Origin of the sequence: Pseudomonas sp. GL-RE-29 (genome assembly GCF_019947275.1) — a bacterium.
GTDB classification, from domain to species: domain Bacteria; phylum Pseudomonadota; class Gammaproteobacteria; order Pseudomonadales; family Pseudomonadaceae; genus Aquipseudomonas; species Aquipseudomonas fluorescens_A.
The window spans coordinates 1-14,304 of sequence record NZ_JAGYGD010000033.1 but is presented as its reverse complement, the minus strand read 5'-3'; the positions used below and the strand labels follow the sequence as shown (position 1 = coordinate 14,304).

The window sequence follows — 14,304 nt, the reverse complement described above, 5'->3', positions numbered from 1 at the left end:
CTTGAAGGCGCCTTTTTCATGGGCATTACATACAAAATCTGTGGCGAGGGAGCTTGCTCCCGCTCGGCTGCGCAGCAGCCGCATATCCGGCAAATACGGTTTTTCTGAATCACCGCTGTCGCCAATCCTGGGGCCGCTACGCAGCCCAGCGGGACGGTGCGGCGATCCGACAAGCTCCCTCGCCACAAATGCCCGCAGTCACCACCACGTGATTGCTCGTTAGAACTTGTAACCCAACCCCACCATGTAGATGAACGGGTCGACATCCACATTGACCCGGGCGCGGGTGCCCGGTGCTACGGCGTCGTTTTCTACGGTCGCGCGGGTGTCAATGTCGATGTAGCGCACCTGGGCGTTGAGCATGATGTGGTCGGTGATCATGTAGTCCGCACCAACCTGGAACGCCATGCCCCAGGAGTTTTCTGCCTTGAAGTTGCTCCAGCCTTTGGCCTGGGCTTCGCTGCCGACATGCTCGTCGTAGATGTACGTGTAGTTGATACCGGCGCCGACGTACGGCTGAAAGTCGGATTTGGAATCCAGCGGGTAGTACACAACGCTGAGGGTCGGTGGCAGGTGTTTCAGCGTACCGAGTTTGCCATTGGCGGCGCTCAGGGCGGTGCCTTTGAGTTTCACGTCATGCTCGAACGGCGTGGCCGCGAGCAACTCGATCCCCCAGTTGTTGGTGATCATGTAGGCCACGTTCAGACCCAATTGCGTGTCACTGCTCATGGTCGCCTTGCCACCCAGGTCGGCGCCGCTCAGCGGGCCTTGATCGACCTTGACGCTGGAGCTGTCGGCCTTCGGGTTGACGGTAATCGCGCCGGCACGAAGGATGATGTCACCGGCCTCGTGGGCGTGGGCGAGCGGGGCTGCGAGCGCGAGGGAAAACAGCGCGGCACCGAGCAAGGACTTGTTCATGGGGGCTCCAAAGGACGTTAAAAATTTTTGATGTCCAATGGTAAGGCTGCTAACGATTCGGTCTGTTGATCCAGCTCAATGAAAGTGGGATGGGGGTAGTTTTGTGGTGTTTTTGATGGCCTCATCGCGAGCAGGCTCGCTCCCACAGGGAAATGCATTCCAAATGTGTGCGAGCCTGCTCGCGATGACGGTGTTACTCACTGCGCAAATCTGCCGGGTTCACTCCGGCAGTTCATACGCATAAATCTTGTCCGCCTCCATCTGATACCCGGCGTCCGCGAGTTCGCTGGTGGACGGTTTGACCTGCATCGCGCCTTCGATCCAGTACGGCTGATACAACTCGTCGAGCTTCACGCCGACTTCGCTTTTGACGTGCACGATCTGGTTCGACGGAGGTGGCGGCACATGGATGCAGGCGCCGAAATACGGCACCAGCAGAAACTCCGTGGTGCGACCTTCCTCGCTCACTTCCAGCGGCACGATGTACCCCGGCAGACGAATGTTCTTGCCGTCGAGCGCCTTGACCACCGGCGCGTTGGGCATGTCCTGCCGGGCCGCAGGCGCCGACTCGGCGGACAGGGCGTCACTCATTTTCGACATGTCGTGCAACGGTGTCATGTTCGGCACTTCCGCCGGGGCATCCGGCGGGATCATTTCCGACCAGGTCAGCTCTTTCGGCTCGGCCGCCCACAGGGGCAGGGCGACCAGCATCAACAGCGCAAGCAGAGCGCGGGGCATTTTCAACGTCCTCATAAACGGATCGACAGGCCATCGGCCAGGGATTGGCGATACGCGCGCCAGGCCGGCACGCTGCCCATCAGCAGCGCGGCGATCAGGATGCCACCGAGCAGCGTCCATTCATATTCGCTGGGCCAGGCCAGCGGTAAAAACAGGCCGTAATTGGCTTGCACATAACCCTGGGCGACGGCGATGCCCACGTAAAGCAGGGCAACTCCGGCGACCACGCCGGACAGTGCCAGGGCGAACGCCTCCAGCACCAGCAGCGTCGCAACATGCCACGGCCGCGCGCCGACCGAACGCAGAATTGCCATCTCGCGCCGACGTTCGTTGAGGCTGGTGAGGATCGCCGTGAGCATGCCAATCAACCCGGTCAACACCACAAACAACGACACCACGAACAAGGCTTTTTCCGCCGTGCTCATCAAACTCCACAACTCTTGCAGCGCCACGCCCGGCAGGATCGCCAACATCGGTTCACCACGGAATTCGTTGATTTCGCGCTGCAAGGCAAAGGTCGAAATCTTGCTGTTGAGGCCGAGCATGAACGCGGTAATCGCTTGCGGCGTCAGATCCATGTTGCGCGCCTGATCGGCGCTGACTCGGCCCTCGCCACGGGCCGGAACGCCGTTGTGCCAGTCGATGTGAATCGCTTCCATGCCGCCGAGGCTGATGTGTAACGTGCGGTCTACCGGCGTGCCGGTGCGTTTGAGAATGCCGACCACGGTGAACGGTTTGTCGTCGTGCTTGACCAGGCTGATCGCCGCCACGCCGTGGGCCAGCACCAGTTTTTCGCCGAGCTTGTAGTGCAGCGCCTCGGCCACTTCTGCACCGAGTACCACTTCAAACGGATCGGTGGCGAAGGCGCGGCCATCGGCCAGTTCCAGGTGTTGCTGGCGGCCGTATTGGTAATGCTCGAAGTAGGCTTCGGTGGTACCCATCACGCGATAACCGCGATGGGAATCGCCGAGGGACATCGGGATCGCCCACTTCACTTTCGGGTTGTTGGCGAAGTGTTCGAAGCTGTCCCAGCGGATGTTGTTGGTGGCGTTGCCGATGCGGAACACCGAGTACAGCAGCAGGTTCACCGAACCGGAACGGGCGCCGACGATCAGGTCGGTGCCGCTGATGGTGCTGGCAAAACTGGCCTTGGCCTCGGTGCGCACCCGCTCCACCGCCAACAGCAGGCAGACCGAAAGGGCGATGGCGAATGCGGTGAGGATCGCGGTGAAGCGGCGGTTAGCCAGGCTGGCCATGGCTAGACGAAACAAATACATCTCAGACCTCGGACGGGGTGGCGGCGCGATTGAGTTCGGCCAGCGACAGGTGGCGGTCGAACAGCGGCGCAAGGCTCTGGTCATGGCTGACAAACAACAGGCTCGACCCGGCGTCGCGGCATTCGGCGAACAGCAGGCGAATGAAGTTTTCGCGGGCGTCGTAATCCAGGGCCGAAGTCGGTTCGTCGGCGATCACCAGTTCCGGTTGGCCGATCAATGCGCGCGCGGCGGCGACGCGTTGTTGCTGGCCGATGGACAGCGAGTCGGCGCGGCGACTGAGGATGCTTTCATCTTTCAGGCCTAAATGCGCGAGGAGCGTGGCGGCGGCCTGATCGATGCTGCCGTGGCGCTGGATCGCCCGTTTCGCCCGCAACTTGGAGAAGTGGCATGGCAACTCGACGTTTTCGCGCACCGAGAGAAACGGCAGCAAATTGAACTGCTGGAAAATGTAGCCGGTGTGGTCGACGCGAAAGTGATCGCGGGCACCGGCGGAGAGTTCGGTCAGTTCCTGGCCGAGCAGACGGATGCTGCCGCGATTGGGCTTCTGCACGCCGCCGAGAAGGCCGAGCAGGGTGGTCTTGCCGCTGCCGCTGGGGCCTTTGAGGAACAGGGTTTCCCCCGGTTCCAGGCGAAACGCCGGAATGTCCAGCAACGGCGGGTGACCGGGCCAACTGAACCCCAGGTCGGACAATTCGATGAGTGCTTGGGTCATAGCGCCGATTTCATAAATGTTGATGACCTGCGTAGGAGCCGGTTTGCTGGCGATGGCTACGACGCGGCCTGTAAATTGAACCGCGTTATCGTTCATCGCCAGCAAGCCGGTTCCTACGGGATAGGGTGATTTCAGAATTTGAGGGCAGCAGCCTTCGATGTCACTTCAACCCCTTGCTGCCCGCTCGGGCCGATCAGTTGTAGCTGAATTTTTTGGGTGGCCGGGAAAGTGTTGAAAATATTCGCCAGATTCAGGGTTTTCAGCGCACCCGGCGTGGCGCAGGTGAAGTGGTAGTGGGCGTGGATTTCGCTGTGGTCGTGGTGATGCTCGTCCTTGGCGTCTTCGTCATGATCGTCATCGGCATCCGGTTTGCCGCCGAACAGCGGGCTTTCCAGTTCCTGGCTCGCCACCACGCAACCGGCGGCTGTTGGCAGGTTGAACAGCGCCAGCGGTTTTTCGAGTTGAGCGCGAACGGCGGCGACTTTGGCTTTGTCGGCATCGCTGGTGGCGGCATGTTCGAAGCCCACCAGGTTCATTGCCGGGCTTTCCAGTTCCAGCTCTAAAGTCTGACCGTCCAGCGCCGCGTTCAGGCGACCCACGCCATGTTCGTGAGCGCTGAGGCTGCCGTGCTCATGGTCGTGATCATGATCATGCTCGTCAGCCGCGTGTGCGACGGCCAGCGGCAACAAGGCAAATGGCAAAGCGAGCAGCAGACGGCGCATGAGGAATCTCCGGAAGTAAAATGAAAAGATTGTTATGTAATCTTATAACGTAAGTGCGGAGAGTTTGACCGTCTGCTTGGCGTTGCACAAGTCCCATGGGAGCATGCAAGTCAGAAATGTGCAGGAGCAGACCTATGTTGCGAATTCGCGGAAGCATCGGCGACTGGCCGGTGGATTTGACCTTGGAAATGGATGACGCCGACTGGGCGCGGCTCGGCGCGCAGTTGCAGGTGGAAAAAACCGAAGTCAGTGCGACGCCGGCACCGAAAACGCTGAATCAGGATGATGCGCCGTGGCAGATCGCCAGGGATTTGCTGCGCAAGGCGGGGCAGTTGAGCGGGCCGGACTTGCTCGAACAACTGGAAGGGTTGACCGGCAGCGCGGCGGCGGGAAAACGCCTGTTGGTGCGTTTGCGCCATAGCCCGGATGTGAAGGTGGAAAGCGGCGCAGATACGCCGCTTTACCGCTGGATCGAATAAACCGCAAAAGATCGCAGCCTGCGGCAGCTCCTACAGGAGGAACGCATACCCCTGTAGGAGCTGCCGCAGGCTGCGATCTTTTGCTCTTTTAATAAAGCGCAGCAAACAACTTGCGACGGTACGTGGTCACCAACGGGTGATCGTTACCCAGCAATTCGAAGACCTGCAGCAAAGTCTTGTGCGGCAAGCCTTCGCTGTAGCTGCGGTTGCGGACGAACAACTTGAGCAGGCCATCCAGCGCGGCGTCGTACTGCTGACGGGCCAGTTGCTGAACCGCCAGTTGATAGACCGCTTCGTCGTCCTGCGGATTTTTTGCCAGACGCGCTTTCAGGTCAGCGGCGTCCGGCAAGTCCTTGGCCTGGCCAAGAAACTTGATCTGCGCCTTGGCACCGGCCAATGCAGCCTTGTGCTCATCGGTCTTGACCGCGTCGAGCACGGCTTGCGCTTCGCCCAGTTCGCCACGCTCGGTGAGGCAGCGCGCATAGAGAATCAGCGCCTTGGCGTTGGTGTTGTCTTCGCCCAGCAGCACTTTGAGGATGGCTTCGGCGTCGGCAAAACGACTGTCATCGAATAACGCCTGGGCCTGTTCGAACGGATCGGCGGCGGCCGGTGGTGGCATTTGCACGTGTGGCTCAAGCAGCGCCCGCACGGCCGATTCCGGTTGTGCACCGGCAAAACCGTCGACCGGCTGACCATCCTTGAACAGCACCACGGTCGGCAGGCTGCGAATGCCGAAACGAGCGACGATGTCTTGCTCGATGTCGCAGTTGACCTTGGCCAGCAGCAATTCGCCCTGATAGCTCTCGGCGATGGTCTGCAGCATCGGCATCAGCACTTTGCACGGCGCACACCATTCGGCCCAGAAATCCACCAGCACCGGTTTGTGGAAAGAGTTCTCGATCACCGACTGGTCGAAATCGGCAGTCGTGGCGTCGAAGATGTACGGCGTTTCCTGACTCATGGGCAATCTCGTAAAAGCGTGGATAGATGCACTATAAGGCGTGGCGCAAAAGATCGCAGCCTTCGGCAGCTCCTACAGGTTAAACCGTGTTCCCCTGTAGGCGCTGCCGCAGGCTGCGATCTTTTAACGGATTGCGTGGTAGAGGCTCACATGCCGAAACTCTTCCGGCTCGGCCAGATCCGGCAAGGTCATCGCTTCGAGCATTTCAATGCGCCGATACAGCGGATGGCGAAAATCCCTCACCCGCGAATCGGCCACCAAGGCTTCCTTGCCACGACTCAAGAATTCATCGAGTAACGGCAGGTTCGCCCGGTCGTACAAGACATCGGCCACCAGGATCAGATCAAAGCGATCGGCTTCGGCGAAAAAGTCGCTCGAGTAGGTGAACTGCACGTCATTGAGTTCAGCATTCGCCCGACACGCGGCAATCGCCAGCGGGTCGAGGTCGCAGGCCACCACTTCCAGTGCGCCAGCCTTGGCCGCGGCAATTCCCGCGACGCCGGAACCGGCACCGAAATCCAGCACCCGTTTGCCTTTGACCCACTCCGGGAACTCGGCGAGATAACGCGCCACCGCCAAACCGCTGGCCCAACAGAAACTCCAGTACGGCGGCTCATGCAGGATGCGCCGAGTTTCTTCCGGGCTGAAAGCGCGGTCCATGTTGTCGCCGTCAATCAGCCACAACTTCAGATCGGTTCCCGGCAGCTCACACGCTACCAGCCGTGCATCGCCCAGCAGTTCACCCAAGGCCTGTTGCAGGTCGAGCGGTGCACTCATGGGGCTTTGACGAATTGCAGCTGGCCCAACGCCTGAGTGGTCGCTTGGGAAATCACTTGCGACGGCAAATGCAGGATCAACTGACCGGACTGGCTGGCGCGACCACGCAGTTCAACGCGGGCACCGGCCGGAAAGGATTCCGGGTTGAAGCGCAGGTGGAACGGCAGAATCTGATTGGTGCCGATCAGGCTGGAACTTGCGAGCAATTGTTGCGGGCGGTCTTTTTCATCGATCACCAGCAATGCCAGCTCGACTTCAGCACCAGCCGGCACGCCTTGCAAGGTGCCGCTCAATTCACGCTGATACGCCGGCAGCGGCCCGAGGTTGGCCGATTCCCTGGCTTTCTTCTGCGCCTGTTCCGGCGCGGGGCCTGGGGTCGGCGGCTGAGGCTTGGGTGCGTCGCTGCTGCAGGCCACCAGCAGGCTGAAAACACTGAGCAAAACGAGCGGTCTTAGGGACATTTGCGGCTCCGGCAAGACGTGATCCATATATAGCCAGTCTGTATACCGCAAACCCTATGGCTTGTCTTGCCACGGGGATGCGCTACCATGGCCCTCCCTTTTTTTGTTGCCTGCCACCATGCACTGTCCCTTCTGCGGTGCCAACGACACCAAGGTCATCGACTCGCGTCTGGTCGCCGAGGGCGAACAGGTGCGCCGCCGGCGTGAATGCCTGGCCTGCGGCGAGCGTTTCACGACGTTCGAGACGGCTGAACTGGTGTTGCCGCGCCTGATCAAAACCGACGGCAGTCGCCAGCCGTTCGACGAAGAAAAACTCCGCGCCGGCATGCAGCGTGCGCTGGAAAAGCGCCCGGTGAGTGTCGAGCGTCTAGAATCGTCGCTGGTGCACATCAAACACAAACTGCGCGCCACCGGCGAGCGCGAGGTCAAATCCCTCGTGGTCGGCGAACTGGTGATGGCCGAGCTACAAAAACTCGATGAAGTCGCCTATATCCGCTTCGCTTCGGTGTATCGCCGCTTCCAGGACCTCAACGAGTTCCGCGAAGAGATCGATCGCCTGGCCCGTGAACCGGTGAAAGAATGACCACGTCCACCGAGCAATCCATCCTCGACGCCCATTACATGGCCCGCGCGCTGGAACTGGCGCGCAAAGGTCATTACACGACGCACCCCAACCCTAGGGTCGGTTGCGTCATCGTGCGTGACGGGCAGATCGTCGGCGAAGGCTGGCACGAGCGGACCGGTGAGCCCCATGCCGAAGTCCATGCCTTGCGCGCCGCCGGTGAATTGGCCCGGGGCGCGACGGCTTACGTCACTCTCGAACCTTGCAGCCACCACGGCCGTACGCCGCCATGCGCCGATGCGCTGGTGAATGCCGGTGTGGCACGGGTTGTCGCGGCGATGCAGGACCCGAACCCGGAAGTCGCCGGTCGTGGTCTGCAACGCCTGGAGCAGGCCGGTATCGCCACCGAAAGCGGCGTGCTGGAAGGCGAGGCGCGCAAGCTCAATCAAGGCTTCCTCAAACGCATGGAACACGGTTTGCCGTTCGTGCGGGTCAAGTTGGCCATGAGCCTCGACGGTCGCACGGCGATGGAAAGCGGCGAGAGCCAATGGATCACCGGCCCGGCGGCGCGTTCGGCGGTTCAACGCCTGCGCGCCCAGGCCAGCGTGGTGTTGACCGGCGCCGACACGGTGCTGGCGGACAACGCCCGCCTGACCGTGCGCGCCGATGAACTCGGCCTGGACGCCGAACAAACCGCCCTGGCCATGAGCCGGCCGCCGCTGCGCGTGCTGGTCGACGGTCGCCTGCGGGTGCCGCTGGATGCGCCGTTTTTCAAGGCCGGCCCGGCGCTGGTTGCTACCTGCGTGGCGGTCGAAGAGCAATATGCCAACGGCCCGGAATGCCTGATCGTGCCCGGCTACGACGGTCAGGTCGACCTGCATCAGCTGCTGATCGAACTTGCCGCTCGTGGGGTCAACGAAGTGCTGGTCGAGGCCGGTCCGCGTCTGGCCGGTGCGTTTGCCCAGCTCGGGTTAGTGGACGAGTTCCAGATTTTCATCGCCGGCAAGTTCTTGGGCTCTTCGGCGCGGCCGCTGCTGGACTGGCCGCTCGCGCAAATGAAGGATGCGCCGGAACTCAAAATCACCGAAATTCGTGCGGTTGGCGATGACTGGCGAGTCATCGCCATTCCTGTGCCAGTAGCGAGCGTATAATTCCCGGCCATCGCTACAGCGCTGGCTTTGTTCTCGAGGAGAACCTCATGTTTACCGGCATCATCGAATCCATCGGCAATATTCGTGCATTGACCCCAAAGGGCGGTGATGTACGGGTTCACGTCGAAACCGGCAAGCTCGACCTGAGCGACGTCAAACTGGGCGACAGCATCGCGGTCAACGGCGTGTGCCTGACCGCCGTTGAACTGCCGGGCAACGGCTTTGCGGCGGACGTCAGCCGCGAAACCCTCGACTGCACCGCCATGAACGACCTGAAAAGCGGCAGCCCGGTCAATCTGGAAAAAGCGCTGACCCCGACCACTCGCCTCGGCGGGCATCTGGTCAGCGGTCACGTCGATGGCGTGGGCGAAGTGGTTGCCCGCACCGAGAACGCCCGTGCCGTGGAATTCCGCATCCGCGCGCCGAAAGAACTGGCCAAGTACATCGCCCATAAAGGCTCGATCACCGTCGACGGCACCAGCCTGACCGTGAACGCAGTCGATGGCGCCGAGTTTTTGCTGACGATCATTCCGCACACCCTGAGCGAAACCATCATGGCGTCGTATCAGCCGGGTCGCCGGGTGAACCTGGAAGTGGACTTGCTGGCCCGTTATCTGGAGCGCTTGCTGTTGGGCGACAAGGCCGCAGAGCCGACTTCCAGTAACATTACCGAAAGCTTTTTGGCCGCCAACGGCTACCTCAAATCCTGAGCTCTAATTTCGAAAGAAGGGGGGTGCCTTGTGGCGCTCAATAGCATCGAAGAACTGGTTGAAGACATCCGCCAAGGCAAGATGGTCATCCTCATGGATGACGAAGACCGCGAGAACGAAGGCGACCTGATCATGGCCGCCGAATGCTGCAAGCCCGAGCACATCAACTTCATGGCCAAGCACGCCCGTGGCCTGATCTGCATGCCGATGAGCCGCGAGCGCTGCGAACTGCTCAAGCTGCCGTTGATGGCGCCGCGCAACGGTTCCGGTTTCGGCACCAAGTTCACCGTATCGATCGAAGCGGCCACCGGCGTGACCACCGGCATCTCCGCCGCGGATCGCGCACGCACCGTACAAGCGGCCGCCGCCCGTGATGCCAAGGCTGAAGACATCGTCAGCCCTGGCCACATCTTCCCGCTGATGGCCCAGGCTGGCGGTACGCTGGCCCGCGCCGGCCACACTGAAGCCGCGTGCGATCTGGCGCGCATGGCCGGTTTCGAGCCAAGCGGCGTGATCTGCGAAGTGATGAACGACGACGGCACCATGTCCCGTCGCGCCGAACTGGAAGCTTTCGCTGCCGAACACGACATCAAGATCGGCACCATCGCCGACCTGATTCACTACCGGATGATCCACGAACGTACCGTTCAGCGGATTGCCGAGCAGCCACTGGACAGCGAACTGGGCCAATTCAACCTGGTGACCTATCGTGATTCCGTGGAAGGCGACGTGCACATGGCACTGACCCTGGGCAACGTCTGCGCTGAAGAGCCGACCCTGGTTCGCGTGCATAACATGGACCCGCTGCGCGACCTGCTGATGGTCAAGCAACCGGGCCGCTGGAGCCTGCGCGCCGCCATGGCTGCGGTCGCCGAGGCCGGTAGTGGCGTGGTGTTGTTGCTCGGTCACCCGCTGGATGGCGACGTGTTGTTGGCGCACATCCGCGAAACCGCCGACCACGCGGTCGTGAAAAAACCGACCACCTACAGCATTGTCGGTGCCGGTTCACAGATCCTGCGTGACCTCGGTGTGCGCAAAATGCGCCTGATGTCGGCACCGATGAAATTTAATGCGATATCCGGTTTCGATCTGGAAGTTGTAGAATACGTGCCCTCCGAATAATGCACCGGGTTTTGGCATCGTTGTTCACTTAAGGCTTGTTTGATTTACTGTGGCGAGGGAGCTTGCTCCCGCTTGGGTGCGCAGCGCCCACAAGAGGCCGCTACGCAGCCAGCGGGAGCAAGCTCCCTCGCCACGAGATTTATAAGTGAACACCGATGTGGGATCCGGCGCTGTATTCGCGGTTCAAATATCACTGAGGGATGCGTACGAGACGCGTCCCGGCTCTTTAAGAGATCTAACGAATGACCCTGAAGACCATCGAAGGTACCTTCATCGCCCCTAAAGGCCGCTACGCTTTGGTAGTGGGCCGTTTCAACAGCTTCGTCGTTGAAAGCCTGGTCAGCGGTGCAGTTGATGCCCTGGTTCGCCATGGCGTGAGCGAAAGCGACATCACCATCATCCGTGCGCCTGGCGCCTTCGAAATCCCGCTGGTTGCGCAGAAAGTCGCTCAGAAAGGCGAGTTCGCAGCAATCATCGCCCTGGGCGCAGTCATTCGTGGCGGTACTCCGCACTTCGAATACGTGGCGGGCGAATGCACCAAGGGCCTGGCCCAGGTGTCCATGGAGTTCGGCGTTCCGGTCGCTTTCGGCGTCCTGACCGTTGATTCCATCGAGCAAGCCATCGAACGTTCCGGCACCAAGGCCGGTAACAAAGGTGCCGAAGCTGCCCTGTCCGCTCTGGAAATGGTCAGCCTGCTGGCGCAGTTGGAGGCCAAGTGATTAGCGACGAAAGCGATCGTTTCAACCCGCGCGATCCAAAGCCTGCGGACGCCGGCAAGCCATCGAAAAGCGTCAAGCGTCGCGAAGCTCGTCAGCTCGCGACCCAAGCGCTGTACCAATGGCACATGGCCAAGCAATCGCTGAACGAGATCGAAGCGCAGTTCCGGGTCGATAACGATTTCAGCGATGTCGATGGCGCGTACTTCCGCGAGATCCTGCACGGGGTTCCGCAGTTCAAGACCGAAATCGACACCGCACTCACGCCTTGCCTCGATTTGACCATCGAAGAGCTGGACCCGGTTGAACTGGCGGTTTTGCGCCTGTCCACCTGGGAACTGCTCAAGCGCGTCGACGTGCCGTACCGCGTTGTGATCAACGAAGGTATCGAGCTGGCGAAGGTCTTCGGTTCCACCGACGGCCACAAGTTCGTCAACGGTGTACTCGACAAGCTGGCCCCGCGTCTGCGTGAAGCTGAAGTGAAGGCGTTCAAGCGCTGATTGGCGTTTGAATCAGCAATGGGCGAGTTTGAGCTGATCCGCAATTTCTTCGCCGCCGCGCCTTGTGCGCAGGGCGGCGAAGGCGTTGCCCTCGGGATCGGCGATGACTGCGCCTTGCTGGCTGTTCCCCCAGGGGAGCAGTTGGCGATTTCCACCGACACCCTCGTGGCCGGTGTGCACTTCGCAGATCCTTGCGACCCCTTTCTGCTCGGTCAGCGCTCGCTGGCCGTGGCCGTCAGCGACCTGGCCGCCATGGGCGCCACTCCCGTTGCCTTTACCCTTGCCCTGACCTTGCCGACGGTGACCGCCGATTGGCTGGATGCCTACGCCCGTGGTTTGAATCGCATGGCGCAAAGTTGCGGCGTGGCATTGGTGGGTGGCGACACCACTCGCGGGCCGTTGAGCCTGACCGTGACTGTGTTTGGTCGAGTGCCGTCCGGCCAGGCACTGACACGCAGCGGCGCGCAACCAGGCGACTTGCTGTGTGTCGGTGGCGACCTGGGCAATGCTGCCGGCGCGTTACCACTGGTGCTGGGCGAGCGCAGCGCTGATGCGGCCATCGCCGATCCGTTGCTGGCGCATTACTGGTCGCCACAACCGCAACTTGGATTGGGCCAGGCATTGCGCGGCAAGGCGACTTCGGCGCTGGACATCTCCGACGGCTTGCTCGCGGACTGTGGGCACATTGCCCTCGCGTCGCAGGTCGGACTTCAGGTGGACATTGAGCGCTTGCCGTTGTCGAAAGCGCTGGTTGCCTTCCTCGGCCAGTCGGGCGCACAAATTGCGGCCCTGAGTGGTGGCGATGATTACGTGCTGGCCTTCACCTTGCCGTCCGGCGAGTTACCGGCGTTGCTGGCTGAAGGCTGGCCAATCCATGTGGTCGGGCGAGTCGTTAGCGGGCAAGGCGTGACACTGCTGGACGCCGCTGGAAAAGACATCACCCCGCAGAGCCGGGGCTATCAACATTTTCGGGAGACACCGTGACAGATCATCCCAAACAGGTCCCGGCGGAATTCGTACCGCCGTCGGTCTGGCGCAATCCATGGCACTTCCTGGCGTTCGGCTTCGGCTCGGGCACCTTGCCAAAGGCACCGGGCACCTGGGGGTCGTTGGTCGCGCTACCTTTCATCCCGTTGTGGCAGATGTTGCCCGATTGGGGCTATTGGCTGATGCTGGGCATCACCATGCTGTTTGGCTTCTGGCTGTGCGGCAAGGTGGCCGATGATTTGCGCGTGCACGACCACGAAGGCATCGTCTGGGACGAAATGGTCGGGATGTGGATCACCCTGTGGCTGGTGCCGGAAGGTTGGCAGTGGTTGCTCGCGGGTTTCCTGGTGTTCCGCTTCTTCGACATTCTCAAGCCATGGCCGATTCACTGGGTCGACCGGCATGTGCACGGCGGCGTCGGGATCATGCTCGATGACGTACTGGCCGGGGTGTTTGCGTGGTTGGCGATGCAAGGACTGGTGTGGTTTTTCGCCTGACCAGAGAGGTTTTGGGGCGTTAAGTGGGAGAACTAGGGATGGCTCTACGCGGTTTGATGGTGATGGTGTTCGCGTTGTGTTGCTCGCTTGCCTGCGCGGGGGAGGCCGCGCCGACGCCGTCGGTGATTCACCTGGCCAGCGAGGACTGGGAAGACTACACCGCTGCCGACGGTCATGGGCTGGGCTGGGACGTGCTGCGGCAAGTCTTCGAGCCGGCGGGCGTCAAACTGGATATCCGCACCGAGCCTTACGTGCGCTCCATGGGCCTGGCCGAGCGTGGTGAAGTGGATGCCTGTGTCGGTTCCTATCGTGACGAGTCGGATGAGCTGCTTTACCCGCGCTGGAACTTCGACACCGATCACATTTATGCCCTGGGCCTGACCACCAGTCCGGTGCCGACCCGGGAAACCCTGGGTAATTTTCGTCTGGCCTGGGTCCGCGGCTACGACTACCAGCATTACCTGCCCAACGTTCGCCGCTATAACGAAGTGCTACGGCGTACCGGCATCGTCTCGATGCTGACTCAAAATCGTGCCGATTTTTACATCGATGCACTGACTGAAGTCGATTACGTCGTCAGACGGGCGAAGGATCCATCGCAGTTGCGCCGCACCCATATCGCCGAATTGCCGCTGTATCTGTGCTTTGCCAAGACCCCGCAGGCCCGCACGCTGATGGCGTTGTTCGACCAGCGCATGGAACAACTGGTGAAAAGTGGCGAGTTGAAGCCGATCTTCGAGCGCTGGAAACAACCCTATCCATTTGAAGAGCATTAACACGGATTTTACGGTCGTCGGCGATTACCCCCTGTAGGAGCGAGCCTGCTCGCGATAGCGGACGTCCAGTTGACGAATATTTGTCTGACACACCGCTATCGCGAGCAGGCTCGCTTGTATGTTTAGACTTGAAGGGGTGGGCGGGACTAAAAGCTCGATTCCGACTCTAGCCAGTACGGACCGTGGGAGACTTCTCGTCCCGCCCTTTCTACCCGAAGCGCCGATAAGGAATTCATCG

18 protein-coding genes are annotated in these 14,304 nt (G+C 61.0%); 10 read left to right on the top strand and 8 right to left on the bottom strand.

The window, feature by feature from the left end; genetic code table 11:
* Positions 1-219: 219 nt before the first annotated feature.
* From KGB21_RS23155 to KGB21_RS23135, 5 genes are all read right to left on the bottom strand, one after another.
* Positions 220-918 (bottom strand): OmpW/AlkL family protein, encoded by a 699-nt coding sequence (locus KGB21_RS23155; protein ID WP_223506863.1) that lies wholly within the window; start codon positions 916-918, stop codon positions 220-222.
* A gap of 219 nt (positions 919-1,137) precedes the next feature.
* Positions 1,138-1,656 carry a DUF3299 domain-containing protein gene (locus KGB21_RS23150; protein ID WP_223506862.1) on the bottom strand — a complete coding sequence of 173 codons (519 nt, stop codon included), beginning with the start codon at positions 1,654-1,656 and terminating at the stop codon, positions 1,138-1,140.
* An 11-nt stretch (positions 1,657-1,667) separates the two neighbouring features.
* Positions 1,668-2,933 carry an ABC transporter permease gene (locus KGB21_RS23145; protein WP_223506861.1) on the bottom strand — a complete coding sequence of 422 codons (1,266 nt, stop codon included), beginning with the start codon at positions 2,931-2,933 and terminating at the stop codon, positions 1,668-1,670.
* Between the two features lies 1 nt (position 2,934).
* Positions 2,935-3,645, bottom strand: a complete 711-nt coding sequence (locus KGB21_RS23140) for an ABC transporter ATP-binding protein (RefSeq protein WP_223506860.1) — start codon at positions 3,643-3,645, stop codon at positions 2,935-2,937.
* A gap of 131 nt (positions 3,646-3,776) precedes the next feature.
* Positions 3,777-4,367 carry a DUF2796 domain-containing protein gene (locus tag KGB21_RS23135; RefSeq protein WP_223506859.1) on the bottom strand — a complete coding sequence of 197 codons (591 nt, stop codon included), beginning with the start codon at positions 4,365-4,367 and terminating at the stop codon, positions 3,777-3,779.
* 134 nt (positions 4,368-4,501) lie between these two features.
* Between KGB21_RS23135 and KGB21_RS23130 the strand changes: the two genes are divergently transcribed.
* On the top strand, positions 4,502-4,846 hold the full coding sequence (locus KGB21_RS23130; protein ID WP_223506858.1) for a hypothetical protein: 345 nt from the start codon (positions 4,502-4,504) through the stop codon (positions 4,844-4,846).
* Positions 4,847-4,934: 88 nt separating this feature from the next.
* On the opposite strand, the gene trxA is transcribed toward KGB21_RS23130, so the two are convergent.
* The 3 genes from trxA to KGB21_RS23115 form a co-directional block, all read right to left on the bottom strand.
* Complete coding sequence (gene trxA, locus KGB21_RS23125; RefSeq protein WP_223506857.1) at positions 4,935-5,807, bottom strand: thioredoxin; 873 nt, start codon at positions 5,805-5,807, stop codon at positions 4,935-4,937.
* 123 nt (positions 5,808-5,930) lie between these two features.
* Positions 5,931-6,584, bottom strand: a complete 654-nt coding sequence (locus KGB21_RS23120; RefSeq protein ID WP_223506856.1) for a class I SAM-dependent methyltransferase — start codon at positions 6,582-6,584, stop codon at positions 5,931-5,933.
* Entirely contained in the window at positions 6,581-7,045 is a 465-nt protein-coding gene (locus KGB21_RS23115) for a YbaY family lipoprotein (protein ID WP_034148048.1), read from the bottom strand. The genes KGB21_RS23120 and KGB21_RS23115 overlap by 4 nt, the downstream gene beginning before the upstream one ends.
* A gap of 118 nt (positions 7,046-7,163) precedes the next feature.
* Here KGB21_RS23115 and nrdR point away from each other — a divergent pair, with 118 nt between their 5' ends.
* The 9 genes from nrdR to KGB21_RS23070 all read left to right on the top strand — a co-directional run bounded on the left by nrdR (position 7,164) and on the right by KGB21_RS23070 (position 14,066).
* Positions 7,164-7,628: a transcriptional regulator NrdR gene (gene nrdR / locus KGB21_RS23110; RefSeq protein ID WP_003228656.1), complete on the top strand. Its 465-nt coding sequence runs from the start codon at positions 7,164-7,166 to the stop codon at positions 7,626-7,628.
* Complete coding sequence (gene ribD, locus KGB21_RS23105) at positions 7,625-8,758, top strand: bifunctional diaminohydroxyphosphoribosylaminopyrimidine deaminase/5-amino-6-(5-phosphoribosylamino)uracil reductase RibD (protein WP_223506855.1); 1,134 nt, start codon at positions 7,625-7,627, stop codon at positions 8,756-8,758. Before nrdR ends, ribD begins: the two co-directional genes overlap by 4 nt.
* A 47-nt stretch (positions 8,759-8,805) precedes the next feature.
* Entirely contained in the window at positions 8,806-9,468 is a 663-nt protein-coding gene (locus KGB21_RS23100; protein ID WP_223506854.1) for a riboflavin synthase, read from the top strand.
* Positions 9,469-9,498: 30 nt separating this feature from the next.
* On the top strand, positions 9,499-10,590 hold the full coding sequence (ribBA, locus tag KGB21_RS23095; RefSeq protein ID WP_034148046.1) for a bifunctional 3,4-dihydroxy-2-butanone-4-phosphate synthase/GTP cyclohydrolase II: 1,092 nt from the start codon (positions 9,499-9,501) through the stop codon (positions 10,588-10,590).
* A 242-nt stretch (positions 10,591-10,832) separates the two neighbouring features.
* Positions 10,833-11,309, top strand: coding sequence for a 6,7-dimethyl-8-ribityllumazine synthase (gene ribE, locus KGB21_RS23090; protein ID WP_003228649.1), 477 nt, complete (start codon positions 10,833-10,835; stop codon positions 11,307-11,309).
* Positions 11,306-11,806, top strand: coding sequence for a transcription antitermination factor NusB (nusB, locus tag KGB21_RS23085; protein ID WP_003185935.1), 501 nt, complete (start codon positions 11,306-11,308; stop codon positions 11,804-11,806). The genes ribE and nusB overlap by 4 nt, the downstream gene beginning before the upstream one ends.
* A gap of 18 nt (positions 11,807-11,824) precedes the next feature.
* Positions 11,825-12,790, top strand: coding sequence for a thiamine-phosphate kinase (thiL, locus tag KGB21_RS23080; protein WP_223506853.1), 966 nt, complete (start codon positions 11,825-11,827; stop codon positions 12,788-12,790).
* Positions 12,787-13,290, top strand: a complete 504-nt coding sequence (locus KGB21_RS23075; protein ID WP_034148044.1) for a phosphatidylglycerophosphatase A — start codon at positions 12,787-12,789, stop codon at positions 13,288-13,290. The genes thiL and KGB21_RS23075 overlap by 4 nt, the downstream gene beginning before the upstream one ends.
* A gap of 38 nt (positions 13,291-13,328) precedes the next feature.
* Complete coding sequence (locus KGB21_RS23070) at positions 13,329-14,066, top strand: substrate-binding periplasmic protein (protein ID WP_034148043.1); 738 nt, start codon at positions 13,329-13,331, stop codon at positions 14,064-14,066.
* The last annotated feature ends 238 nt before the right edge of the window (positions 14,067-14,304 follow it).

What these genes read in the sequence shown, in the direction of transcription:
- KGB21_RS23155 (WP_223506863.1), bottom strand. Translation starts at nt 918, where the DNA reads ATGAACAAGTCCTTGCTCGGTGCCGCGCTGTTTTCCCTCGCGCTCGCA.
- KGB21_RS23115 (WP_034148048.1), bottom strand. Translation starts at nt 7,045, where the DNA reads ATGTCCCTAAGACCGCTCGTTTTGCTCAGTGTTTTCAGCCTGCTGGTG.
- thiL (WP_223506853.1), top strand. Translation starts at nt 11,825, where the DNA reads ATGGGCGAGTTTGAGCTGATCCGCAATTTCTTCGCCGCCGCGCCTTGT.
- KGB21_RS23150 (WP_223506862.1), bottom strand. Translation starts at nt 1,656, where the DNA reads ATGCCCCGCGCTCTGCTTGCGCTGTTGATGCTGGTCGCCCTGCCCCTG.
- KGB21_RS23120 (WP_223506856.1), bottom strand. Translation starts at nt 6,584, where the DNA reads ATGAGTGCACCGCTCGACCTGCAACAGGCCTTGGGTGAACTGCTGGGC.
- trxA (WP_223506857.1), bottom strand. Translation starts at nt 5,807, where the DNA reads ATGAGTCAGGAAACGCCGTACATCTTCGACGCCACGACTGCCGATTTC.
- nrdR (WP_003228656.1), top strand. Translation starts at nt 7,164, where the DNA reads ATGCACTGTCCCTTCTGCGGTGCCAACGACACCAAGGTCATCGACTCG.
- ribD (WP_223506855.1), top strand. Translation starts at nt 7,625, where the DNA reads ATGACCACGTCCACCGAGCAATCCATCCTCGACGCCCATTACATGGCC.
- KGB21_RS23070 (WP_034148043.1), top strand. Translation starts at nt 13,329, where the DNA reads ATGGCTCTACGCGGTTTGATGGTGATGGTGTTCGCGTTGTGTTGCTCG.
- KGB21_RS23135 (WP_223506859.1), bottom strand. Translation starts at nt 4,367, where the DNA reads ATGCGCCGTCTGCTGCTCGCTTTGCCATTTGCCTTGTTGCCGCTGGCC.
- KGB21_RS23130 (WP_223506858.1), top strand. Translation starts at nt 4,502, where the DNA reads ATGTTGCGAATTCGCGGAAGCATCGGCGACTGGCCGGTGGATTTGACC.
- KGB21_RS23140 (WP_223506860.1), bottom strand. Translation starts at nt 3,645, where the DNA reads ATGACCCAAGCACTCATCGAATTGTCCGACCTGGGGTTCAGTTGGCCC.
- KGB21_RS23145 (WP_223506861.1), bottom strand. Translation starts at nt 2,933, where the DNA reads ATGTATTTGTTTCGTCTAGCCATGGCCAGCCTGGCTAACCGCCGCTTC.
- KGB21_RS23100 (WP_223506854.1), top strand. Translation starts at nt 8,806, where the DNA reads ATGTTTACCGGCATCATCGAATCCATCGGCAATATTCGTGCATTGACC.
- ribE (WP_003228649.1), top strand. Translation starts at nt 10,833, where the DNA reads ATGACCCTGAAGACCATCGAAGGTACCTTCATCGCCCCTAAAGGCCGC.